The following is a 25,544-nucleotide window of genomic DNA, read 5'->3' as shown; positions in this document are numbered from 1 at the left end:
CTCAACTATGTTATTATCTTAACATAGTAGCATCCTGACACCGAAAACATTGTTTGAGGTGGAAGGTTCGGCATTTGGGGACTGTTTTGTTTGCCGCACCTTAATTTGGTGCGGTTTTTCTTATTCTGTAAAAGCCCCTGGGAAGTGTTAAAAACGGAGGAACAGACATGGAAACTAGAATTGCTGTGATCGGGATTGTAGTGGAGGAGGAAGAATCCATAGAGCTTTTAAATGATATCCTTCATGATTACCGGCAAATTATCATTGGGCGTATGGGAATTCCATATCCTCAAAAAGGTGTGAGTATCATCAGCATTGCGGTGGATGGGGCACAGACCGCCATTTCTGCATTGACTGGTAAGATTGGTAAGCTAAAAGGGATCAGTTCAAAGACAGCCTACCAAGGAGTAAGTGGCTCATAAAAAAGCACAATAAAAAGTATTTCAAAGGGCTCACGTCCTATGAAGTAATATACCACTGAGGGAGAAGCAAAACGCTGACCCTAAAGAAAGGAAGTCACATATGTATGATCCAAAATCGCTGAAGGCGGAAGAATTCATTTCACACGAAGAAATTCTAGAAACACTTGATTATGCGGAAAAAAACAAAAACAATGTGGAACTGATCGACGAGATCATTAAGAAAGCAGAAAGTTTAAAGGGGCTGACACATCGGGAGGCTTCAGTGCTCTTAGCCTGTGACATCCCTGAAAAGATTCAGGAGCTCTACTCTTTGGCAGAGAAGATCAAGAAAGGCTTTTACGGAAACCGCATTGTTATGTTTGCCCCCTTGTATCTCTCGAACTATTGTGTTAACGGCTGTACTTATTGCCCTTACCACCTAAAGAACAAGCATATTGCAAGAAAGAAACTGACTCAGGAAGAGGTAAGAAAAGAAGTCGTTGCCCTTCAAGATATGGGACATAAGCGTATTGTCATTGAAGCAGGAGAGGACCCTGTGAATAACCCAATAGAGTATATTTTGGAATGCATTGAGACCATTTACTCCATCAAACATAAGAACGGTGACATTCGAAGAGTGAATGTTAACATTGCTGCAACTTCAGTAGACAATTATCGTAAGTTGAAAGAAGCAGGAATCGGAACCTATATTCTTTTTCAGGAAACATATCATAAGGAAAGCTATGAAATGCTTCACCCAACAGGACCTAAGCATGATTATGCTTACCATACAGAGGCAATGGACAGGGCCATGGATGGCGGTGTCGATGATGTGGGATTAGGCGTACTTTTTGGTCTGGAACGTTATAAGTATGAGTTTGCAGGACTTTTGATGCATGCGGAACATCTGGAAGCGGCAAAAGGGGTAGGACCTCATACCATTAGTGTTCCCCGGATCAAAGCAGCGGATGATATTGACCCATCTACATTTGCTAACGGGATTGATGATGAGATCTTTGCCAAATTATGTGCCCTGATTCGCGTTTCCGTTCCTTATACGGGAATGATTATTTCCACTCGTGAGAGTCAGGCAGTTAGGGAAAACGTCCTCCGTCTTGGAGTATCCCAAATAAGTGGTGCTTCCAGAACAAGCGTAGGTGGATATCAGGACGAAGAGCGTCCAACGGATACAGAGCAATTTGATGTTTCGGATCAGCGTTCTTTAGACGAAGTCGTGCGCTGGCTCATGGATATGGGATACATCCCGTCGTTTTGTACGGCATGCTACAGAGAGGGAAGAACCGGAGATCGTTTTATGAAACTTTTAAAGAGCGGTCAGATTCATAACTGCTGTCAGCCAAATGCCCTTATGACATTAAAGGAATATTTAATGGATTATGCCTCAGAAGAAACTAAAAAAGTGGGAGAGACACTGATTGAAGCGGAACTTGATCGTATTCCAAAGGAAAAAGTAAGACTGATTTGCGAAGATCATTTAAATAAAATCGAAGAAGGCATCAGGGATTTCCGTTTCTAACACATACACTTACGAATAATGAGGTGAAAGCATGGGACTTAACGAGACACCGTCATCGGAACGGGTACACATCGGCTTTTTTGGTCGGCGCAATGCAGGTAAATCCAGTGTAGTTAATGCAGTGACTGGACAGGAACTATCCGTCGTATCTGATATAAAAGGTACCACCACAGACCCGGTTTATAAATCCATGGAGCTTCTTCCCATGGGACCGGTAGTAATCATTGACACCCCTGGCTTTGATGACGAGGGAGCCTTGGGGGAAATGAGAGTTAGAAAAACAAAACAGATCCTAAACCGGTCAGACTGTGCTGTATTAGTTGTTGATGCAACTCTAGGAAAAACCGAAATTGATGAAGAACTGATCCGTCTTTTTGTAGAAAAGAAAATACCTTACGTGGTAGCGTATAATAAGTGTGATGAAAGCGGCAATCAGGAATACTCAGATGGTTTAGCTGTCAGTGCAACCGAAGGTCTATTTATCCATGAATTGAAGGAACGCATTGGAGCGCTTGTTCACACGGGAGATGCCAAGATGAAGATTGTGGGTGATTTATTAAAGCCCCTTGATTTGGTGGTTCTTGTAATTCCCATTGATACGGCAGCTCCCAAAGGACGGCTTATATTGCCTCAACAACAGACGATTCGTGATATCTTAGAAGCGGGAGCAGTAGCCATTTCCGTACGCGATACGGAGCTAAAGGAGACTCTTCGTAAACTTGGAACGAAGCCAGCTCTTGTTATCACAGACAGCCAGGCCTTTGAGCAGGTGAATAAAGATACTCCAGACGACATCCTCCTCACTTCTTTTTCCATTTTAATGGCAAGGTATAAGGGCTTTTTGGAGGATTCAGTCAAAGGCGTTTCTGTTCTTTCCGACTTAAAGGACGGGGATAAAGTACTTATTTCCGAGGGTTGTACCCACCACCGGCAGTGCGATGATATTGGGACTGTAAAGCTGCCTCGGTGGCTTAAGGAATTCACCGGAAAGAAACTAATCATCGAAACTACTTCCGGCAGAGAGTTTCCAGAGGATATTTCTTCCTATGACCTGATTATCCACTGTGGAGGTTGTATGCTCAATGAAAGAGAGATGGAATATCGCAGGAAATGTGCAGACGATGCTGGTGTACCATTTACCAACTACGGAATCACCATCGCTTATATGAATGGTATATTAAAGAGAAGTCTTATGGTACTTCCTGATTTGGGGAACATGATACCATAACTAAGTTAAGGGTAAGAAAAGGCAAGACCAAGATCCAAAGTAACAGTTTATCTATATAGACACTGTTTACTTTAGGGATATATATTGGTCTTGTCTTTTTTGTCTCCTGCGTCTAAAGGTAAAGTCACTTCACGTCTTTGGAATAGAAATGACATTTTCTGCATTGTGTGGTATTATATTTTTATGTTTAAAATTGAAGGACAATCAAATGTTCGAATGTAGGAACAGGTTATGAAAGAGGCAGGTAGTTAAGATGATAACGAATTTATTGGGGAGTTTTGTGATTGCATTTTCTATGTATTCCCGAATTCCTATGCCACAGGTAGAATGGACCAAAGAGCGGATGAAGTATGCCATGTGCTTTTTTCCTCTGATTGGAGTAGTCATTGGGATTTTACAACTAGCAGTTTGTAGAATCAGCAATTCATTTGATACTCCTTATTTTGGCTGGTTGTTTCCGGTGGTACTCCCTATTTTAGTGACCGGAGGAATCCATATGGATGGTCTTCTCGATGTCATAGATGCGAGATCCTCTCATATGGAAAGGGAGAAGAAACTGGAGATCTTACAAGATCCTCATACAGGTGCATTTGCCATTATTGGTTGCTGTGTGTATCTACTTCTTTATGTCACAGCGTTTGGAGAGTTAAAGTCTGAGATGATTGCGGCTTTTGGTATGATATTTATTTTGACCCGGGCATTAAGTGGTCTGGCAGTGGTTACATTTCCTCTTGCAAAAAAGAGTGGACTAGCCGCTTCTTTTTCCGGTGCGGCTCATAAAAGAACGGTAGGAATTGTTATGGTTCTTTATATAATTGTGGCAGTGGTTGGCATCTGGTACTTTGGTGGTTTTTATGCCGTCGCCGCTACTATTATAATTGCTTCTTTGGTGTACTGGTATTACTACACCATGGCAAAGAGAGAATTTGGGGGACTGACAGGAGATTTGGCTGGGTATTTTCTTCAGATCTGTGAGCTGGCCTTGTTAGCTGGACTTGCATTGGTGTCCCATCTCATTTAAGGTGCAAACATAAGAAAGGGCAGGATATGATACTGATCATAGGAGGCGCGTGGCAAGGGAAATTAGATTTTGCCATGGAACTAGCGGGAGAAAAGGGTATGAAAAAGCTGGTGGCAGAAGGAAAGACAGATTCCTTCGATGCGGCTTCGAATCATTCTATCATACACGATTTTCATGAATACATAAAACGTATATTAAAAGATGGAACCAGTGTGGAAGACTTTATTACTACATTGGAAAGGGATAATCCTGAGGTTATCATAATTACCAATGAACTGGGGTGTGGCATAGTCCCCATGGATTTTGAAGATCGGCTGTGGAGAGAAGAAGCAGGAAGAGCTTCTGTGCGTATAGCAAAGATGTCAAAAGAAGTATACCGTCTGGTGTGCGGCATTGCCACACGGATTAAATAGAGAATATAAGGGATGAGACTATGATTCAACTACATTTATTGGCAGTGCTTATGGGCTGTTTGTTGGACTTTTGTTTTGGAGATCCAAGATGGCTATGGCATCCGGTTTGTGGAATCGGTAACTTAATAGGCAAGCTGGAGAAAACTTTCAGAGGACGGTTTTCTAAAGGGGAAAAAGGAGAGCGATTAGCCGGACGCTGGTTGGTATTTTTCGTGCTATTGATAACAGGCGCAATCGCAGCACTTTTACTTACCGGTGCTTATTTAATATCTCCTTATCTTTGGTTTGCATTGGAAAGCCTGATATGTTATCAGATGATGGCGTGGCGCTCTCTTCGCTCTGAAAGTATGAAGGTTTTAACGGCCTTTAAAAATGGGGATGTGGAGGAAGCGAGAACAGCCGTTTCCATGATTGTAGGAAGAGATACGAAATCCCTTTCTGAGGAAGGGATTGCGAAAGCAACCATTGAAACTGTGGCAGAAAATACCTCGGATGGTGTAATTGCTCCCCTACTTTCCATGATTTTTTTTGGAGGAATTGGAATTTGTCTTTATAAAGCGGTCAATACCATGGATTCCATGATTGGATATAAAAATGATCGTTACTTGTGGTTTGGCAGAACAGCCGCCAGGCTTGATGATGTTTGCAATTATATCCCCTCAAGAATTTCAGCAGGTCTTATGATGGCTGCCGGATATTTGTGTCAGCTTTTTTCCAGACAAACCATAAACGGTACAAAACCTTACAACGGGAATATGGGAGTTAAGATATTTAAACGGGACCGATTCCATCACAAAAGCCCCAATTCAGCTCAGACAGAATCCGTCTGTGCAGGAGTATTGCAAATTGAGCTGGCAGGAAATGCTTACTATTTTGGAAAATTGTATGAAAAGCCAACCATTGGAGATCCCATAAGGCCCGTAGAATATATAGATATCCGCAGGGCCAATGACCTTATGACGGTAACTTATATTCTTGCTCTGGCTCCAGTTGTCATACTACTTTTCCTTACCGCTTAATATTGTTTATTGAATACAGGAGAGAAACATGGAATACCAACACGGTGGAGATATTTATACCAATAGCGTCAATCTAGATTATTCTGCAAATATTAATCCTTATGGACTTCCAAAGAGGGTGGGAGAGGCCATCTGCCATGCAGTGGAGGATTCCTCTCGTTATCCAGACAGCCAGTCATCAGCCCTTAGAAAAAAGCTTTCTGGATTTCATGGTGTTTCCGAAGAAGCAATTGTATGCGGGAATGGGGCAGCGGACCTAATTTTTCAGGTAGTATCCGCGGTTCGACCTGAGGAGGCGCTTTTAATTACCCCTTCTTTTTTGGAATATGAACAGGCTCTTCATACCGTTTCTTGTAATATCACTTATTATGAGTTGAAAAAAGAAACTGGTTTTTTGCTAAACGTGCAGGAGTTGATTTCCTGGATGGAAGAAAGCAGGATCCAGTTTGGTATGATCTTTTTATGCAATCCTAATAATCCGACTGGCTTTGCTGTTTTAAAGGAAGACATGGAAGTTCTTCTTGACTACTGCAAAAGCAAACAGATTTTTTGCGTGATGGATGAATGTTTCAACGAATTTCTTGACGAACCTCAACGTTACTCGGTCCTTGAATCTATGAATCAACGGGAGTTTCACTCTGTTTTTTTGCTTAAGGCATTTACGAAGATTTATGCAATGGCAGGAATTCGATTGGGGTATGGCATTTGTTATGACCGGAATCTACTGGACCGAATACACAGTCTGCGCCAGCCATGGAGTGTGTCATCTCTTGCTCAGGCAGCGGGAGAAGCGGCATTATCAGAAACAGAGTATGTAAAGAATACAAGGAAACTTATTTCCAGTGAGAGAGAATTTTTAAAAAGTCAGTTGTCCTCTCTGGGATTTTACGTCTATAATTCCATGGCAAATTATATTTTCTTTCAAGATACCAGAGAAGAAGCCATCGGAGAAGATAAACTTTTATATCATCAGATGCTTTCAAATAAGGTTCTCATACGTTCCTGTGGCAATTACAGAGGGCTTGATGGAACTTATTATCGAATCTGCGTAAAACAAAGGAAAGAGAATGAAGAATTTCTTTCCATATTAAAAACCATACTGGAAAAAGGGGAATAAGAGGATGGCAAAAACGATTATGATACAAGGAACCATGTCTAATGCGGGGAAAAGCCTCATCGTAGCAGGCTTATGCCGTATCTTCAAACAAGATGGTTTTCGAGTGGCCCCCTTTAAATCTCAGAACATGGCTTTAAATTCTTTTATTACAGAGGAAGGTCTGGAAATGGGACGTGCCCAGGTCGTACAGGCAGAAGCGGCAGGAGTTAAGCCAGAAGTAGCTATGAATCCGATCCTCTTAAAGCCTACGAATGATGTTGGCTCCCAGGTAATCGTAAACGGTATCTCCATAGGGAACATGCCGGCAAGAGAGTATTTTGCTTACAAGAAAGAACTGGTTCCAGAGATTCAAAAAGCCTTTGACAAGCTTTCTAATGAGTATGATATCATTGTAATAGAAGGAGCAGGGAGTCCTGCTGAGATTAATCTTAAGAAAGATGATATTGTAAATATGGGAATGGCAAAGATGGCTAACGCCCCAGTTCTTTTGGTGGGGGATATTGACCGGGGAGGGGTATTTGCCCAACTTTACGGAACGGTTATGCTTCTGGAACAAGAAGAGCGGGACCGGATCGTTGGCCTGATAGTGAACAAGTTCCGGGGGGATAAAACCATACTAGACCCTGGCCTTGCCATGATAGAAGAAAAACTAAAGATCCCCGTAGCAGGTGTAGTGCCTTACATGAATGTGGATATAGAGGATGAAGACAGCCTTGGATCTCATCTAGAAGGTACAGAACGAACGGAGCATACAAAGGCAGAGATTGCGGTAATACGGTTTCCCAGAATATCGAATTTTACAGATTTTCAGGTGTTTTCTATTATGCCTGAAATACAGCTTCGATATGTGGACAAAGCACAAGATCTTGGTAGGCCGGACCTGGTGATCCTGCCAGGTAGTAAAAATACCATTGAAGATCTTCTGTGGATGCGACAAAACGGTCTTGAGGCTGCTATATTAAAGCTAGAAGCGGAAGGTGTGCCCATATTTGGTATCTGTGGTGGTTTTCAGATGCTTGGGGAAACTCTGTCAGATCCTCATGGAATGGAAACGGATTTGGCGCCTTTAAAGGTGCGAGGAATGGGGCTTTTGCCAGTTAGAACCGTATTCGGAAAAGAAAAGACAAGAACAAGAGTGGCTGGAGCGTTTGCCAGTGTAGATGGAGTGTTAGCAGGACTTTCCGGCAGAGACGTCGAGGGGTATGAAATCCATATGGGAGAGACAGTCCGTGCAGTGCCTCCTCTTTCCTTTGTACTGGAAAGCCAGTCTGGCTCTCATCTGGCAAAGATGGATGGCTGTCAGAAAAGGAATACGTACGGAACCTATATTCACGGTATCTTTGATAAAGAAGGAATTGCGGAAGCTGTGGCGGAAGGCTTGATGAAAAAGAAGGGTATTTCAGGGGGCGTTGAAGCAATATCTTATCAGGAATATAAGGAAGAACAATACGAACGTCTGGCAGGCATTCTGCGAGAGAGCCTTGACATGGAAGAAATATACCGTATCATGGGGATAACACAACACAAATGACAACAATGGAGGAACAAATGAAACAGTATGAATTAGAACGGGTTCTGCCCGAGGAGATAGAAAAAAGAAGCTTTGAAATCATTACCCAGGAACTTGGTGAGAAAAAGCTGGAACCTGAAAATGAACTGGTGATTAAAAGAGTCATCCACACCTCAGCAGATTTTGAGTATGCGGATAATCTGATTTTTTCTCCACATGCTGTCGAGATAGCCCTGAAGGCAATAAAAGAAGGTGTCCAGATTATCACGGACACGAACATGGGAAAAGCGGGCATCAACAAGGCTGCTCTAAAGAGGCTTAATTGTGCCGTTGACTGTTATATGGCAGACGAGGATGTGGCGGAATATGCCAAGAAAAATGAAACCACTCGCGCTTGTGCAAGCATGGACAAGGCATCTAATTTGCCTAAAGATTGTATTTTTGCCATTGGGAATGCACCTACCGCTTTGGTACGCCTTTATGAATTAATCAAGGAAGGGAAAATCCGTCCACGACTCATCATTGGTGTTCCAGTAGGGTTTGTCAATGTGGTGCAGTCAAAAGAGATGATTCTATCTCTTGAGGGAATCCCATATATCGTGGCTCGTGGAAGAAAGGGCGGAAGTAATGTGGCGGCCGCCATTGTAAACGCTCTGCTTTATCAGGTATAAATTTTAGTGTTTCTTATGAGGGGTAAAACGGTATGGACTTATACAGCATAATTTTAGTGGATGATGAAGAGGAAGTTCGTAAAAGTATTATAAAGAAAATCGAATGGCAATCTGCAGGTTTTCATGTGGTGGGAGATGCAGAGAACGGGGAAGATGCTCTAGAAAAAATAGAGATATTAGAACCAGATGTGGTGCTAACGGACATCCGAATGCCTTATATGGATGGTCTTTTATTGGCTGAGAAAATAAGGCAGCGTTATCCTTCCATGAAGGTGGTTATATTTTCTGGCTATGATGATTTTGAATACGCCCAAAGGGCGATTAAACTAAATGTCACAGAATACATCCTAAAGCCTGTTAACGTTGAGGAACTGACTTCCATTTTAAAACGGATTAAGAGTAATCTGGATTTAGAGATCGAAGAAAAAAGAAATTTAAGCCGTCTAAGGGAGAAATACCGAAAAAGTCTTCCTCTTATTCGGGAACAGTTTTTTAACGAACTTGTCCATAAAAATATAAAAAGAGAATTAATCGAGCAAAAATTAAAAGAATACGATGTCCCCATCCTTGGGGCAACCAGATGGGTACTGGTAGCCATTGATGTGGAAGAAGGCGATGTAGTTGAACCCATTTCCCTTCATAGCGAAGAAGAACTCATTCCCATTTCTGTTATGCAGGTCGTGAGGGAAAAGCTAGAGGGGTACTGTCGCTTCGCCCTTTTTCAATCTGCTTCGGAAGCAGATATGGTAGTGATTGCGGCCCTTGATGAAGATAATTCCATTACAGGGCTGACAGACGTCCTTGGGGATATCTGCAAAGAGACGAAGCGTATCTTAAAAGTCCCTGTAACCATAGGCATTGGGCATAGCTGTGAAGAAATAACAGAGATATTAAAGGCCTATCAATCTGCTGTGGATGCTCTGGGTTACAAGGCCATAGCTGGAACCGGAAGTACCATATACATCAATGATATGGAGCCTGTGGGATCTGGAAAATTGGAATTTGACAGTGTGACAGAAGGAGAACTGATCTCAGCCATTAAATTTGGACCAGAAGAAAAGATTGAATCCTCAGTAAAGAAGATTATGGAAAAGATGAAAACGGCCAAGGTCCATTACCGTCAGCAGCAGGTCTATATGATTGGTGTCTTAAACAGCATCATCCAGATGATACAGCAATACGATCTGGCTCTTGAAGATATTATGGGTGGAGAGCTTGAATCCATAGCCTTATTTGATAAACTAAAAAAGATAGAAGAGTTTAGTTCGTGGTTATTTAAAATTGCAGGTAAGCTAAACCGCCTGATCAATCAAGAACGGGATATGACTACAAGGCAGGTGATCCAGGATGCTAAGCAGTTCATTATGGATCATTACCAGAATCCAGATTTGTCAGTAGAAATGATATGCCGCCATCTTCACATGAGCCCAGCCTATTTTTCTACGGTGTTCAAAAAAGAAACAGGGCAGGCTTATATCGCCTATCTAACCGATGTAAGGCTGAATAAGGCAGTGGAACTGCTCAATAAGACCGATGACAAAACTTACATCATAGCATCAAAAGTCGGATACCAGGAACAGAATTATTTCAGTTATGTGTTTAAGAAAAAATTCGGTGTATCACCCACCAGATATCGTGGAGCCAGGTAATGGGAAAAAAGAATAACAGCATCCGTTATACGATTTTTAAATATTTTACCGTGACCGCTTTGGCAGCCAGTTTATTAATTACCTTTTCCTTATATCAGCGATTATCCAGTCAGGTTACGGAAAAGGTAATTGCAGAGAACCAGAGCTTGATCAATCAAGTGGCAAGATCTGTGGAATCCTATCTCCGTACCGTAATGAAGCTGTCGGATTCCCTCTATTATGGTGCCGTTAAAAATGCAGATATTTCTTCGGAATCCATTAAAAATGAAATCACCCTTTTGTACGACAATAATAAGGATAACGTAGATAATATTGCTCTTTTCACTCAGTCAGGTTCCATGGTGGAGGCGGTACCTGCCGCCAGACTGAAAAATGGAATCAAGGTAACCCAGGAAGATTGGTTTGAGAACGCGCTGGAAAAGACAGAAAATCAGCACTTTTCCTATCCGCATGTTCAATATATCTTTGATATCAATGAGAACCAGTATCGGTGGGTGATTTCCCTATCAAGAGCCGTTGAGCTAACGGAGGGAACCTCTACCACTCAGGGCGTTTTGCTTGTGGATTTGGGTTATTCCGGTCTGGAGCATCTTTTTGATGGAGTGACCACTGGAAAAGACGGTTACGTTTATCTCATAAGTAGTGATGGAGAGATTTTATATCACCCAAAGATGCAGTTGATTGATTCCGGTAGATTAAAGGAAAGCAATCTCGCGGCTGCTACTTATAAGGATGGTAACCACCGAGAGGAATTTGAAGGAGAACAAAGGATCATAACCGTCAAATCCATCGGCTACACTGGTTGGAAAGTAGTTGGTGTGACCCCCAAAAATGTGGTGTCCCTCAATTCCATTAAAACTAGACTGTTTATTGTATTTTTAATTACCTTAATTTTATCGGTTCTTGCCGTTATAAACTCTTACATCTCATCGCGCATAACAAATCCAATCAAAGAGCTTGAGAAATCCGTGGGTATGCTAGAGGAAGGAAATCTAGATACTCCTGTATTAATCGGCGGTTCCTATGAAATTCAACATTTGGGTAATTCCATTAAAAATATGGCAAAACAAATTCGCGTTCTTATGGATGACATCGTTTCAGAACACGAAGCCAAACGAAAACAGGAATTTGACGCGCTCCAATCTCAGATCAATCCACATTTCTTATACAATACCCTTGACATCATAGTATGGATGATCGAAAATGAACAAAAAAATGAGGCCGTAAAAGCGGTTACAGCCTTGGCCCGTTTCTTCCGAATCAGTTTAAGCAAAGGAAAGAGTATTATACTCGTTCAAGATGAGCTTGAGCATGTGAGGAATTATTTAATGATCCAGCATATGCGATTTAAAAATAAATTCTCCTACGAAATCCACGTGGAAGAGAAATGTATGGAGCTCACCAGCTTAAAGTTAATCCTTCAACCCTTAGTAGAGAATGCCATCTACCATGGGATGGAGTTCATGGATGGAGAGGGAGAGATTATTATAAATGTATATCGCCTTGAAGATGACCTTTATTTTACTGTAAGTGACAATGGACTTGGTATGACAAAAGAACAGGTAGAAAGTTTGTTCACCGGTCAGGCTGGCAGCACCTCGAAAAAAGGATCTGGCATTGGTGTTAAGAATGTCAATGAACGAATCAAGCTTTATTTTGGAGAAGCATATGGGCTTACCATAAGCTCAGAACCAGATGAAGGAACGACGATTACCATACATCTTCCTGCAACGGAATATGGCTCTGTTTCGGAAAAGGAAAAAAGAATATGATAAAACAGGAAAAATTATTATGGAGCCTGGTGGCGGCAATTTTGGTAATCCTGTTTCTTTTATCCTCAACAGATTTAATCATTAAGGAAAAGAAAACAGACATCTATCCAGTCTCCATTATCATCAGTGATACCAGTGATGAGTATTATACTAATTTTAGGAAAGGGGTGGACAAGGCGTCTGAAGAATACAACGTAGATGTCAATTTGATCACACTTTTTGAAAAGGGAGACGCCGTTCAGCAGATGGAATTATTAAAAAGAGAAATTGACGACGGAGCATCCGCTGTGATACTTGCACCTGCAAAGCCAGAGGAGTGCGCCAGACTGCTTGATGGTATGGTGCTAGGCAGCCCGGTTATTGTATTGGGTGATGTATTTGCCAATGATTACGTTCGCGGTAGTATTTCTCAAAATTATGAAGAGGAAGGGGAAAAGCTTGGTAAAGCGATTGCGTCGGAACATACAACGTCTCTGCCTGTATGGATTTTCACGGAAGGCCTGGACTATGGGTATAATAGACAAATATATGACGGGCTCTCTGCAGTCTTAAAAGAATCCGGATTTTCCATAGGCATCTATGAGAAGAAGGAAAAAGAAACCTTTCGTAATACGATTGAAGGAACTGTATATCCATACAGCAATGAGGCGATAATTGCAGCGATTGATGTGGAAAGTCTTGATGAGGTGGCAGGTATTATAGCAGGAAGTCCGGTTTATAAAAACTATATTGCCGGCCTTTATGGAATCGGTAGCACCACCAAGATCTTAACTGCGCTGGACAACGGAATTATTAAGGGAGTGGTAGCCATCGATCAGTTTGATGCAGGTTATACCAGCATTCAGAAGGCGGTAGAGGTTATACACAAGAAACAGGAAAAAGAGCAGATTATGTTGGAATCTTATTATGTTAATAAATCCAATCTACGGGAGAGTAGATTGGAGAAACTCTTATATCCGATTGATTAAGTGGGGGGTAGGTATATGAGAAAAATTCATGGGGTAATTGCGGCGGCATTTGTTTTATTACTCATATTTGCAGGGGTGACTTATAAGAATTTTAGGGCCCAAGAAGCGGAAAATAAAAAATCCATCCGGATTGGGGTTTCGCTTTACCGGGGAGATGATTCCTTTATTAATACACTGCGTACTTATTTAGAGGAGCAGGCAAAGGAATATGAAAAGACAAACGGAGTAAAGGTGGTCATGGAGATTGTTGATGCAAAGGGAGACCAAAATGCTCAAAACAGTCAGGTAGATCGCTTTATCTCCTTGGGGTATAATGCCATCTGCGTAAATGCGGTGGATCGTTCCATGACCTCCAATATTATAAGTAGAGCAATGGACGCCAAGCTCCCGGTCGTATTTTTTAACAGGGAACCAGTAGAAGAAGATATGAGGCGGTGGGAAAAGCTTTATTATGTGGGCATCAATGCAAAAGAGACCGCTATCTTGCAGGGCAATATATTAGTGGAGGCTTACAAAAAAGATCCAGCTTCCCTTGATTTAAATGGAGATGGAAAAGTCAGCTACGTCCTTTTAGAGGGAGAGAACAGCCACCAGGATTCTTTAATCCGTACAGAGTGGTCCATACAGACCTTAAAAGATGGGGGAGTTCCCCTGGAAAAGATTACGGGAGGCATTGCCAACTGGGACAGAAGCCAGGCTTCTGCTTGGATGGAACAATGGTTATCCGAATATCCCGACCAGATCGAAGTGGTAATCTGTAATAATGATGATATGGCCCTTGGTGCATCGGATGCTCTGGAACGAAACAACATAAAAAGACCAATTAAAATTGTAGGGATTGACGGCACCCCTCAGGGCATAGAGGGACTGCAATTAGGAAAGATTTTTGGAACCGTCCAATGTGACAGCAAGGAATATGCTCATATTATATTTGAAATTGCAGCCGCTGAATCCTTAGGTGAAAATGTTCAAGAGAAGGTGACTCTTAAGGACGGCAAGTATTACGAATGTGGACAAAAAGCAGTATACCAGCAATAAAATACAATGTTTTTAGAAGCTAATCACAAAAATATAAAAAAATCCAATGAAAATATGGATAATCTAAAAAAATCGATATATGACCCAATAATATCTTATGGAAAAGTGCACAAAAAAAATATATAATGAGCGTGTTGATGAAGCAAAGTGCTTATAATCAACGCGCTCATTTTATAATGAAAAGGGAGGATTTTTTAATGAGATTACTCAAAAAAGTTTTAGCAGTTGGCCTTGCATCAGCAATGGTATTTTCTATGGCAGGATGTGGTGGCTCAGGCACCAAAGGAACTACTGCAGCATCAGAGGCTACTACGGCAGCTGATACAAAGAAAGATGAAAGCACAGCTGAAACAACAGCAAAGGCAGTAAAGGATGCAGTAGGCGGAGATCTTGCAGGTAAAAAAGTTGGTATTTCTATCTACAAATTCGACGATAACTTTATGACCCTTTACAGAACAGAACTTCAGCGTTATCTGACAGAGGATCTTGGCTTTAAAAAGGAGAATGTAGTAATTCAGGATGGTAAGGGTGATCAGGCAGAGCAGACAAATCAGATTCAGAACTTCATTACTCAGAAGTATGATGTACTAATTTTAAATCTTGTTCAGGCATCTTCCGCTCCAGAAATTACAGATATGTGTAAAGCAGCAGGAATCCCAGTTGTTTACATTAACCGTGAGCCAGATACAGAAGAAGAGCAGAGATGGAAAGATGAGAAAATCAATGCTACCTATGTAGGTTGTGACGCAAGACAGTCTGGTACCTATCAGGGAGAAGAGATTTTAGAAACTTCTAACAAAGGTGATATTAACGGCGATGGCGTTATTAACTATATCATGATCCAGGGCGATCCAGAGAACGTTGATGCTCAGTACAGAACAGAATTTTCTGTAAAAGCTCTTACAGAATCCGGAGCAAAAGTGAAAGAACTCTTAAAGCAGCGTGGTGACTGGGATCAGGCAAAAGCTCAGCAGATTGCACAGGATGCTTTAACACAGTACGGCGACCAGATCGAAGTTATTTTCTGTAACAACGATGCTATGGCACTTGGTGCATTACAGGCAATCGAGGCTGCAGGCCGCACAGTAAATAAAGATATCTATTTAGTTGGTGTAGATGCGTTAACCGAAGCGGTTCAAAACGTAATCGATGGCAAGCAGACTGGTACCGTATTCAACGATCATTTTTCACAGGCTAAAACAGCAAGTGATATGGCTGCTAAACTCTTACAGGGAGAAACAGTTGAGAACGTAAACATGGTAGATTATATTAAGATTACCAAAGAGAATGCTCAGGATACCTTAAATAAATTGAAAAAATAAAAACAACCAAATAACGGGTGTGTCGGTAAGGCACACCCGATTTTTAAAGCAAAAAACACCCTGCGGGTATACCTAGATGTCCGGAAAACATGGACAATAATAATGAAACACCCTACGGGCATACCTAGATGTCCGGAAAACATGGACAATAATAATGAAACACCCTACGGGCATACCTAGATGTCCGGAAAACATGGACAATAATAATGAAACACCCTACGGGCATACCTAGATGTCCGGAAAACATGGACAATAATAATGAAANTGTCCGGAAAACATGGACAATAATAATGAAACACCCTACGGGCATACCTAGATGTCCGGAAAACATGGACAATAATAATGAAACACCCTACGGGCATACCTAGATGTCCGGAAAACATGGACAATAATAATGAAACACCCTACGGGTATACCTAGATGTCCGGAAAACATGGACAATAATAATGAAAGGAGAAACGGGATGGCAGAGCAATATAGACTGGAAATGGTTGGGGTCAGTAAATCCTTTCCCGGTGTCAAAGCACTTGATAAGATTAACTTAAAAGTACGTCCCGGTACCGTTCACGCTTTGATGGGAGAGAACGGTGCAGGCAAATCAACCTTAATGAAATGCCTTTTTGGAATCTATAATATGGATGAAGGTGATGTCTTCATCGATGGAAACAAAGTGGATATCGCAAACCCCGATGATGCTTTAAACAAAGGGCTTGCTATGGTTCATCAGGAACTTCAGCCGGTACCGGCGCGTTCCATTGCTGAGAATATGTATTTGGGTAGATATCCTCTCATAAAATTCGGTCCATTAAAGATTGTGGATCACAAGGTCATGAATGCGGAAGCAGAAAAATGGCTTAAGGATGTCAAAATGGAGTTTAATCCCAAAGCAAAGCTGGGAACTCTTTCAATCGGACAAATGCAGTCAGTTGAGATTGCAAAAGCGGTAAGCCAGAATGCAAAGATTGTAATTTTGGATGAGCCGACTTCCTCTCTGACTGATAATGAAGTAGAAGCACTCTTTCGTATTATCCGTGATTTGAAATCCAGAGGAGTTTCTATGATATATATCAGCCATAAGATGGCAGAAATCAGACAGATTGCTGATGATATCACAATTATGCGAGATGGTACTTATGTAGGATCCTGGCAGGTAAAGGATATCACAGACGAAAATATAGTAAAACAGATGGTAGGCCGTGAACTTGGTAACGTTTACCCTCCAAAGGATGATTATAGAACCGATGAGGTTTTATTAAAGGTCAACCAATTGTGTAGCATTCACGAGCGGTCCTTTCAAGATTGTTCCTTTGAACTGAGACGTGGTGAGATATTAGGATTCGGGGGTCTGGTTGGTGCTCAGAGAACTGAACTTATGGAAGCAATCTTTGGGATGCGTAACATAGTCTCTGGAGAAATTGAAATCCTTGGAAAAAGAGTAAACATTAAACACCCTCAGGATGCTATTTATAATTCCGTGGGAATGATCACCGAAGACCGAAGAGGCAATGGAATTTTCGGCTGCCTGAGCATTGCAGACAATACTGCAATTTCCTCTTACCGGAATTATACGAAAACAATGGTTATCAACAGCAAAAAGGTGGATGAGGTTGTTAAAGACAGTATCTCCAGACTGAGCATAAAAACACCAAGTGACAAAACTCAGATTCAGTCGCTGTCAGGAGGAAACCAACAGAAGGTGATCATAGCCAGATGGCTGGCTAATAACCCAGACGTTTTAATTATGGATGAGCCAACTAGAGGTATTGACGTAGGCGCTAAATTTGAGATTTATCAGATCATGGTGGATCTTGTAAAACAGGGAAAATCCATTATTATGATATCCTCCGAGATGCCGGAGTTGATTGGCATGTCAAACCGTATCATAGTTATGTGCAGTGGTCGTATAACAGGAGAAGTAGAGAATGAGGAAGCAACTCAGGAAAAAATTATGGAGTTCGCTACGAAATTCGATATAAACGATAAAATAGGAGAAAGTTCCAAACAGGAGGTTAAGTCATGACAGCTAAGAAGATTAATATGAAGGATTTCCTTATCAATAATGGAATCATCGTTGTCCTCATCCTGCTAGCCATTTTTACGGCAATTAAGCAGCCATCTTTCGGATCATTTGATAACTTGAAAAATATAGCGCTAAATGTTGCGCCCCGTTTTATTATAGCATGTGGCATCTCAGGATGTCTGATTACGAGAGGTACGGACTTGTCCGCCGGACGTATCGTTGGACTTTCCGCCTGTCTTGCAGGAACTCTGCTTCAAAAGCCAGGTTATAGTGGAAAGTTTTTCCCTAATCTTCCTGATTTTGGAATTTGGTGGGTATTTGTAGTTCTTTTGATTTGTATCGGTGTCTGTGCCATCTTTGGTCTAATTAATGGTCTGGTCATTTCATACCTTAAGGTACCAGCCTTTATCGGAACCCTGGGTATGCAGCTTATTGTATACGGTGCATGTCTGGTATACACCAATGCAACTCCAATTGGAGGCTATCGCCCAGCTTATACCGTTGTGGCAAAAGGCAGACTGTTTGGTGTGATTCCTTACTTGTTTTTAATCGCACTTGCAATTGGACTAATCATATGGTTTGTTTATAATAAGACTCCTCACGGAAAATATATGTATGCCATTGGTGGCAACGAGCAGGCAGCTGAAGTTTCCGGTGTCAATACGAATAAAACTAAGATCATTATTTATGTAACAGCAGCCGTTCTTTATGCACTTGGTGGATTCCTAGTAGGTGCTAAATCTGGCGGGTCCTCTGTTAACATGGGAATGGGTTGGGAACTAGAGGCAATTGCTGCTTGTACCATCGGTGGTGTATCTGTTAACGGTGGTATTGGTAAAGTGTCCGGTGTTTTAATTGGTGTATTGGTGTTTGAGATTTTAAAGACCTGTCTACAGTACCTTGGTGTGGATACCAACTATCAGTACATTGCTCAGGGTATTGTAATCGTAGTAGCGATTGCCCTTGATATCAGAAAATATATTGCTAAGAAGTAAAAAACGTGTATGACTGGAAGACTTTCGTCTGTACCGTCTCATAAAAATGAAGCGAAGGTGTGGAATAACTATGTTATTCCGCCTTCGCTTCATTTTATTTATGGCAGCCTGCTAAGCCGGCTGTTTTGATATTCTCCGGTAAAGGTAACATCTTCTCCAAACCACTCTGGAGCAGTAAATGCTTCCGCGTCCTCTCTGGTATCAAATTCAACCTCCGCAAGCATCAGTCCTTCAAAACGTGCTTCAAATATGTCAAGCTCGATAGTGAGGGAGTCCGAATTTTCCACTGGAATTAAATATCTTCTTTTCGTAAGAATGTGCCCGTCCGCTTTCTGGATTAAATGGTCGTAGGAATCCATGGTCAGAGGAAGGTTGTATTCTTCCCGCTCCAAAAGTCCTTTTGATTTATAAGTGAGATAATAGTTGTCATCCTCTCTTCTGACGCGAACAACTGGTTCTGTAGAGAGGTATCCCTGCTCGATAAGATGATAAGGATGGTCGGTGGCTCCCTCTGGGAGCCTTGTAATTAAATACTTGCGTTCTATTTCCATGAAAGATCCTCCTGATATCGTATAGATGTCGAATGGTGTTAGTATAACACAATTGGATAAAAAATAGAAGAATGTGGCAAAATCAAGAAAAACATGGTAATATGAGAAATACAGTAAAATTCAGGAGAAAAATAGAGATGAAATGGTCAAAAAAAAGGATTCTTTTAGCCTTTTTCATTATGGGAACTACTTTCCTACTTTGTGGGTGCAACTTCTTTGGTGGTCACAAAGAAGGGAAAGAGACACAAGCCTCGGAAACAGAGAGCGGCGAGGTTTTAGAGGAAAAAGGACCTAAGATTGGCGTAAGCATATATCGTTATGACGATACCTTTATGAAGCTGTATCGTTCAGAACTAAAGCAATATCTGGAAGAGACCTACCATGCAGAGGTAGTGATGCGAAATGCTGGTGGTAATCAGGAAGTTCAAAACCAGCAGGTGAGTCAGTTTATTGCTGACGGCTGCAAAGGGATCATTGTAAATCCCGTAAATACAAGCGTAGCAGGAAAATTGGCAGATGCCTCAAACCAGGCAAAGATTCCTTTGATATTTATAAACCGGATTCCAAAAGAGGCGGAGCAGCTTCGGTGGAAGGAAAACCAGATGGCAGTTTCCAGCGTGGGAACCGATTCCAGACAGGCGGGAACGTATCAAGGTGAGATTATATTAGAATCCCCTAATAAAGGGGATTTAAACGGAGATGGTATCATTTCCTATGTTATGCTCAAAGGAGAACCTGGTAATGAAGACAGCGAATTTCGTTCTGAATATGCAATTAAGGCTCTGTTTGAAGGCGGCATGAAAGCAGAAATGCTCTATGAGGCAAATGGAGATTGGGGCAGAGAGAACGGAAAGAAGCAGGCTCAGGAAGCATTTGCCCAATATGGAAAGCAGATTGAAGTCATATTTTGTGGAAACGATGCCATTGCAATGGGTGCCAAGGAAGCCGCTAAGGAAGCAGGTTTTGTCCCAGGTAAGGATCTTTATCTAGTAGGTGTAGATGCGCTTCAAGAAACTGTACAGGCCATTAAATCCGGAGACATAGAGGGAACGGTATTAAATGATCACGATGGCCAGGCCAGACTGGCAGCAGATACTTTAATTAAGATGATCAATGGGGAAGACGCGGATACAAAGTATCTTGTGGATTATATTAAAATCACCACGGTGGATGAATTTAAAGAATTGAAAGGAGAGGAATAGTATGGGAAAGGTGTATGCATTTATAGCGGAGGGATCAGAAGAAGTAGAATTACTAGCAGTTACCGATGTATTAATAAGAGGTGGCCAGGATGTAACGCTTGTATCTGTAACCGGGAAAAAGGATGTCGTGACGGCTCATAAAGTAAAGATTCAGGCGGATCTGGATTTTTCAGAGGCCGATTTTTCGGATGCTGATTTGTTATTTCTTCCGGGAGGAATGCCTGGTACAAAGAATTTAGAAGCTCATGAAGGGCTTGGAGCTGTGTTGAAAATGGCTTATGAAAAAAACACTAGAATTGCAGCTATCTGCGCGGCTCCCAGTGTTCTAGGGAAATTAGGGCTTTTGGAAGGAAAGAGAGCAACTTGTTTTCCGGGCTTTGAAGGGGAACTTAAGGGTGCAGAATATGTAAGTCAGGGCGTGGTTACGGACGGAACTATTACCACAGCCAAGGGATTAGGGTATGCACTTGACCTGGGGATTGAGCTCTTAAAGTACTTAGCCAGTGAAGAAGAGGCAAGAAAAATCAAGGGGGCAATTCAGTACGATCAGATTCCTATGTGATAAGGTGGGTGAAGCTATGAAAAGAATATGGATGCTGCCATTGATTGCGGCTGTCTGCCTAAGCCTTTTGGCCGGCTGCCAAAAGAATGACCCATATGGGCTATCAGAGGAAAACCCCATAAGTGTTACCGTATGGCATTACTATAATGGGGTGCAAAAAGAAGAGTTTGATAATTTGATACGATCCTTTAACGAGAATGAAGGAAGAAAACAAGGAATCATTGTCAAAGCGTACAATAAAGGTAGTATTGATGAGTTAAGCAATCTAATCAATGAAAGTATAAATAAGAAAATTGGTTCTGAGCCATTGCCCGATGTATTTTCTGCTTACGCGGATAAAGTGTATGAGATTGACAAGATGGGGCTTGCAGCAGATATCAGTTCTTACCTGACACCAGAAGAGATTTCGGAATACGTAGATGCCTATATGGAAGAAGGAAAGTTTGATAAAGTCGGCAGCATCAAAGTGTTTCCTATCGCAAAATCCACAGAGATACTAGCAGTGAATCAAACCGATTTTAATAAATTTGCACAGGCAACAGGTATGACGGATGAGGCGTTTTCTACTTGGGAGGGCATTGCACGCGTGTCGGAAGCTTATTATAAGTGGACAGACAGCTTAACAGAAACTCCAGATGATGGAAAAGCCTTTTTTGGACGAGATGCATTTGCCAATTATTTGATCGTGGGGAGCATGCAGCTTGGTCATGAAATCTTTCGTACACAAGATGGAAAGACGGTTCTGGATTTTGATAAAGAAACCATGAGAAAACTTTGGGATAATTATTACGTACCTTATGTGAATGGGTATTTTGGTACATATGGCAAATTTAGAAGTGATGATGTAAAGACTGGTAAGCTGGCAGCGTATGTGGGAGCTACCAGTGGAATTTCTTATTTTCCGACTTCTGTAACACTGGAAGACGGAACCAGCTATTCCATTGAAAGCAAATTGTATTCTCTCCCTAATTTTGAGGGAACCATTCCCCATGCAGTTCAGCAGGGAGCCGGAATGATGGTATTTCGTTCGGATGAGAGAAGGGAATATGCGGCGACCACATTCTTAAAATGGTTTACTAGCGTGGAGAACAATGTGAAATTTTCCATAGGCTCTGGTTATCTGCCTGTGAAAAAGGTGTCAGGAACCCAGGAGACCTTAAAGCCATTTCTGGAAAAAGCGGGTGACAAGAGTCCTGCATCTGAGAATCTTATGATTGGTCTGTATACAGCCAATAGATACCGTCTCTATACCACAAAGCCCTTCCAAGGAGGGGACAAGGCCAGGGAGGTACTGCAAAATTCTATGAGCGTGAAAGCCAAAGAAGATTATGAGAAGGTGAAAATTCTTATGGATCAGGGAATCTCCAGAGAAAATGCAGTTTCTGATTACTTATCAGATGAAAATTTCGATCTATGGTACCAGGATACAAGGAAGCAGCTGGAGACAATCATCGGAGAATAGGCCATGAAAAAAAAGAGAAGTGAATCCATTCGAACCCAACTGCTTGGACCGCTGCTTATTCTTTTGGTATTACAGGCGGCGATTATTGCCGGAACAGTTTTATTCGGCGGAGTTTCCACGAAATTAAAAAAGAATGAGATTAACATACTGACTGAAAATACAAATAATACAAAGCAGGGATTTGAGAAAGAAACCATACATCACTGGGTCATGATGCTCAATAATTCTGGTTTCATGTCAGATGAGATTAACGAAATTCTAAAGAAAGAAAAACAAGAGCCAGAAGCGATATCTGCAGATTACGACTTGAATCGTCTAATTGTTGACAAGATAATGGAAAAGTCCATAGAGATGCTCCATTTAAGCAATGCCACCGGAGTATTCCTTGTTTTAAATGGGCCCGCCGCTGTTAAAAGTCCAGCTGAAATGAGGGCGGGATTTTATATCCGCAATTCCAATCCAGGAGGATATATAAATGATAATTCTTCTCTGTTAATGGAGCGGGGACTGCCCTCACTGGCTGAAAAATATAACATTCCTCTGGATTCCTTCTGGGAACTTGGTTTTCTTGATGCCGGAGCAAAAGGGACTGCTGATTTTTATCAGAAGCCTTTAGCAGCAGCATTTAAGAATCGTGGGGAGAAAAAGGATACCATGAGGTATGCATATTTAAGTTCGCCATTTCGCTTAAGTCCTAAGGATATGCAAATTATTACTTACTCGGTCCCTATTATCTTGGAGGATGGAACCGTAGTAGGGGTTTACGGTCTTGAGATGACAGTAAATCAACTGGAGCAGATTCTTGGCCAAGAACAGGTGAGTGGAAGCTTTAATGAATGCTGGTTTCTTGGAATACGAGAAAAGGGAACGAATACCATTGTTCCAGTTGCACAATCAGGGTATCTTTACAACCAGTATTTTAATGAAAGCGCCAGAATTGATTATAAAGACAATTTGAAAGAGAATATTAGTTCCTTAAAATCACTAGAGGGTACCAAGTGGTACGCAAGCGTAAGTAAACTTGAAACTCCTGGAACGGAAGGACTTTATGGAGAGCATGAATGGGTGATTGCAGGTATGGCAAGACAGAAAGACCTTCTGTCCTTTTATAATGCCTTAAGGCGCATGCTGTTAAGCTCTATGCTTGTGCCACTTATATTTAGCCTTCTAGGTGCTTATATAATAGGAAAAATCGTAACAGAGCCAATCCGCAGGCTGGTGGAGGAATTGAGAAACAAGTCTGGAAGCAAAAGTTTGTCGCTGGAACGGGTACATGTTAAGGAAATAGATGAATTGACAGAAACCATCGAGATGCTCAACCGGGATGTAGACAGAGCGTCTTTTAAGATGTCAGGGATTTTAGAACATGCCAACGTTCTTGTAGGAGTATTTGAATACGAAGAGGAGAAAAATCGAGTATTTTGTAGCAGATCTCTGTATGAGATGCTTGGTTGGGAGAAAATAAAAGAACCCTATTGTTATATCAAGATAGAACAGTTTTTACCTCTTCTCAATCAGGCCTTTGGAGAAATAGAATTAAAAGGTGACCGAATACTCAAGCGTCTGGAGGGACCGGAAGGCATTAAGTGGATTGAAATTATCCTTGATGAATCGAAAAAAGGAACCGTGCTAGGAATCTGTACCGATGTGACCATTAATGTGGAAGAGAAAGAAAAGTTGGAGCGAGAACGCAATTTAGATCTTTTGACCGAAATTTATAACCGCAGGGCTTTCCGGGAAAAGGCAGAGGCAGCAATCGAAGGTATAGGGGATGAAGTTGCTGCCGTAATCATGTGGGATCTGGATAACTTAAAATACATCAATGATACATACGGACATGACGAAGGAGACCGGTATATTGTACTGTTTGCAAACTGCTTAAAGAAATTTTTGGAAAAAGGAGGTATTATTTCCAGATATTCCGGAGATGAATTTGTAGTGCTTATAAAAGGCTCGGAAAAAGAGGAGATCCGAAGGACGGTCCGGGATTTTATGAAGCATTTAAGGGTATTCACCTTGAAAATGGAAAGTGGATATCAATTCCCAATCCGCGTATCCGGAGGACTTTCCTGGTATCCAGATGATGCTAGAGATTTTGATGCCTTGTTTAACTATGCAGATTTTGCAATGTACATGGTGAAGCACAGTGTGAAAGGGGTAGTAAAGGAATTTGATATATCCGAGTTCAAACACAATTCCTATATGCTCACAGGCAGCGAAGAGCTCAACCGGATGTTGGATAAAAAGGAGGTGCGTTTTGCCTTTCAGCCCATAGCCACAAGAGAAGGAATCATCTATGGATATGAGCTGTTAATGAGGCCTGAATTTTCTAACATCAAAGGGATTAGTGAAGTGCTCAATCTTACAAGAGCCCAGGCTAAGCTTCCCCAGATGGAGATCCTTACCTGGATTGCCGGATTGAGGGCGGCGAAGGCAGAGGTTGAAGCCGGCCAGCTGGGAAAAGATGAAAAGCTATTTATTAATTCCATTGCAAGTGTCTGCTTGACAAAAGAAGGGATTAAGGAGCTTGAAGAACATTATGGAGAGCTACTCTCTAGAGTGGTCATTGAATTGACGGAAGGAGAGCCGGCCAGCCAGACCTTCATGCAATGCAAAAAAGATATGGCAAGGCAATGGGGAGGTCTTACCGCTATCGATGATTTTGGAACTGGATATAACAGTGAAGCCATCCTCCTTCATATGAGACCAGATATCGTAAAGATGGATATGAGTTTGATACGGCGTATTCATGAAGATCCCAATCGCCAGATTATCTTGAAAAACCTTATGGGTTTTGCAGAAAAAAACAGTATCCGTGTGCTGGCAGAAGGTGTGGAAACGGCAGAAGAGCTGGAATTTCTCATGAGTTTTGGTGTTGATTTCTTCCAAGGATATTATATTGCCAGACCACAAATGGAGATTCGTCCCCTGGATCCATACATTGTGAAGAAAATGCAAGAGTTTTCAGGAAAAGCCTAAGGAATTCGTAAAAAACGCTGGAATTTACAGGACGAGTATGGTATAATGCTAAATTGAAGTGTAACGCCCTGTCGGTATGGCGGTTCACATATATTTCAAGGAGGAAC

General features: G+C 41.6%; 21 protein-coding genes. 20 read left to right on the top strand and 1 reads right to left on the bottom strand.

All coding sequences use genetic code 11. The annotated features are described in order from the left end of the window. Positions 1–167: 167 nt before the first annotated feature. From BET01_RS20110 to BET01_RS20035, 16 genes are all read left to right on the top strand, one after another. Positions 168–422 (top strand): TM1266 family iron-only hydrogenase system putative regulator, encoded by a 255-nt coding sequence (locus BET01_RS20110; protein WP_120198658.1) that lies wholly within the window; start codon positions 168–170, stop codon positions 420–422. 100 nt (positions 423–522) lie between these two features. Next, complete coding sequence (gene hydG, locus BET01_RS20105) at positions 523–1,938, top strand: [FeFe] hydrogenase H-cluster radical SAM maturase HydG (RefSeq protein WP_120198657.1); 1,416 nt, start codon at positions 523–525, stop codon at positions 1,936–1,938. Positions 1,939–1,969: 31 nt separating this feature from the next. Beyond that, positions 1,970–3,166, top strand: a complete 1,197-nt coding sequence (gene hydF / locus BET01_RS20100; RefSeq protein ID WP_120198656.1) for a [FeFe] hydrogenase H-cluster maturation GTPase HydF — start codon at positions 1,970–1,972, stop codon at positions 3,164–3,166. Between the two features lie 253 nt (positions 3,167–3,419). Then, complete coding sequence (locus tag BET01_RS20095) at positions 3,420–4,187, top strand: adenosylcobinamide-GDP ribazoletransferase (RefSeq protein WP_120198655.1); 768 nt, start codon at positions 3,420–3,422, stop codon at positions 4,185–4,187. A gap of 26 nt (positions 4,188–4,213) precedes the next feature. Next, positions 4,214–4,600: a bifunctional adenosylcobinamide kinase/adenosylcobinamide-phosphate guanylyltransferase gene (locus BET01_RS20090; protein ID WP_120198654.1), complete on the top strand. Its 387-nt coding sequence runs from the start codon at positions 4,214–4,216 to the stop codon at positions 4,598–4,600. Positions 4,601–4,620: 20 nt separating this feature from the next. Beyond that, a complete protein-coding gene (gene cbiB, locus BET01_RS20085) occupies positions 4,621–5,619 on the top strand; it encodes an adenosylcobinamide-phosphate synthase CbiB (RefSeq protein WP_120198653.1) in 999 nt (332 codons plus the stop codon). Positions 5,620–5,647: 28 nt separating this feature from the next. Beyond that, complete coding sequence (locus BET01_RS20080) at positions 5,648–6,736, top strand: pyridoxal phosphate-dependent aminotransferase (RefSeq protein ID WP_120198652.1); 1,089 nt, start codon at positions 5,648–5,650, stop codon at positions 6,734–6,736. 4 nt (positions 6,737–6,740) lie between these two features. Beyond that, complete coding sequence (locus tag BET01_RS20075) at positions 6,741–8,267, top strand: cobyric acid synthase (protein WP_120198651.1); 1,527 nt, start codon at positions 6,741–6,743, stop codon at positions 8,265–8,267. Positions 8,268–8,284: 17 nt separating this feature from the next. Continuing rightward, the gene (locus BET01_RS20070) at positions 8,285–8,917 is read left to right on the top strand and encodes a precorrin-8X methylmutase (protein WP_120198650.1); all 633 of its coding nucleotides are present in this window, start codon (positions 8,285–8,287) and stop codon (positions 8,915–8,917) included. A 32-nt stretch (positions 8,918–8,949) separates the two neighbouring features. After that, on the top strand, positions 8,950–10,566 hold the full coding sequence (locus BET01_RS20065) for a response regulator (protein WP_120198649.1): 1,617 nt from the start codon (positions 8,950–8,952) through the stop codon (positions 10,564–10,566). Continuing rightward, positions 10,566–12,338 (top strand): sensor histidine kinase, encoded by a 1,773-nt coding sequence (locus BET01_RS20060; protein ID WP_120198648.1) that lies wholly within the window; start codon positions 10,566–10,568, stop codon positions 12,336–12,338. Before BET01_RS20065 ends, BET01_RS20060 begins: the two co-directional genes overlap by 1 nt. Beyond that, positions 12,335–13,306: a substrate-binding domain-containing protein gene (locus BET01_RS20055; RefSeq protein ID WP_120198647.1), complete on the top strand. Its 972-nt coding sequence runs from the start codon at positions 12,335–12,337 to the stop codon at positions 13,304–13,306. Before BET01_RS20060 ends, BET01_RS20055 begins: the two co-directional genes overlap by 4 nt. Before the next feature lie 15 nt (positions 13,307–13,321). Next, positions 13,322–14,344: a galactose ABC transporter substrate-binding protein gene (locus BET01_RS20050; protein WP_120198646.1), complete on the top strand. Its 1,023-nt coding sequence runs from the start codon at positions 13,322–13,324 to the stop codon at positions 14,342–14,344. Positions 14,345–14,541: 197 nt separating this feature from the next. Then, positions 14,542–15,666, top strand: a complete 1,125-nt coding sequence (locus BET01_RS20045) for a galactose ABC transporter substrate-binding protein (protein ID WP_120198645.1) — start codon at positions 14,542–14,544, stop codon at positions 15,664–15,666. Positions 15,667–16,129: 463 nt separating this feature from the next. After that, positions 16,130–17,686, top strand: coding sequence for a sugar ABC transporter ATP-binding protein (locus tag BET01_RS20040; protein WP_120198644.1), 1,557 nt, complete (start codon positions 16,130–16,132; stop codon positions 17,684–17,686). After that, entirely contained in the window at positions 17,683–18,681 is a 999-nt protein-coding gene (locus BET01_RS20035) for a galactose/methyl galactoside ABC transporter permease MglC (RefSeq protein WP_120198643.1), read from the top strand. Before BET01_RS20040 ends, BET01_RS20035 begins: the two co-directional genes overlap by 4 nt. Positions 18,682–18,779: 98 nt before the next feature. Here the strand turns inward: BET01_RS20035 and BET01_RS20030 are convergent, their stop codons facing one another. Further along, entirely contained in the window at positions 18,780–19,232 is a 453-nt protein-coding gene (locus tag BET01_RS20030) for a CYTH domain-containing protein (RefSeq protein ID WP_120198642.1), read from the bottom strand. A gap of 137 nt (positions 19,233–19,369) precedes the next feature. Here BET01_RS20030 and BET01_RS20025 point away from each other — a divergent pair, with 137 nt between their 5' ends. From BET01_RS20025 to BET01_RS20010, 4 genes are read left to right on the top strand one after another with little or no spacing between them, the layout of a single operon-like run. Further along, the gene (locus BET01_RS20025; RefSeq protein ID WP_120198641.1) at positions 19,370–20,434 is read left to right on the top strand and encodes a galactose ABC transporter substrate-binding protein; all 1,065 of its coding nucleotides are present in this window, start codon (positions 19,370–19,372) and stop codon (positions 20,432–20,434) included. A 1-nt stretch (position 20,435) separates the two neighbouring features. Then, complete coding sequence (locus BET01_RS20020) at positions 20,436–20,996, top strand: DJ-1 family glyoxalase III (RefSeq protein ID WP_120198640.1); 561 nt, start codon at positions 20,436–20,438, stop codon at positions 20,994–20,996. A gap of 16 nt (positions 20,997–21,012) precedes the next feature. After that, entirely contained in the window at positions 21,013–22,458 is a 1,446-nt protein-coding gene (locus tag BET01_RS20015) for an extracellular solute-binding protein (RefSeq protein WP_243117282.1), read from the top strand. Between the two features lie 3 nt (positions 22,459–22,461). Next, the gene (locus tag BET01_RS20010; protein WP_120198639.1) at positions 22,462–25,437 is read left to right on the top strand and encodes a GGDEF and EAL domain-containing protein; all 2,976 of its coding nucleotides are present in this window, start codon (positions 22,462–22,464) and stop codon (positions 25,435–25,437) included. The last annotated feature ends 107 nt before the right edge of the window (positions 25,438–25,544 follow it).

It is taken from the genome of Lacrimispora algidixylanolytica (genome assembly GCF_003609635.1).
In the GTDB taxonomy this organism is placed as follows: Bacteria; Bacillota; Clostridia; order Lachnospirales; family Lachnospiraceae; genus Lacrimispora; species Lacrimispora algidixylanolytica.
The sequence above is the reverse complement of the archived record's forward strand: the minus strand, read 5'-3'. Positions and strand labels throughout refer to the sequence as shown.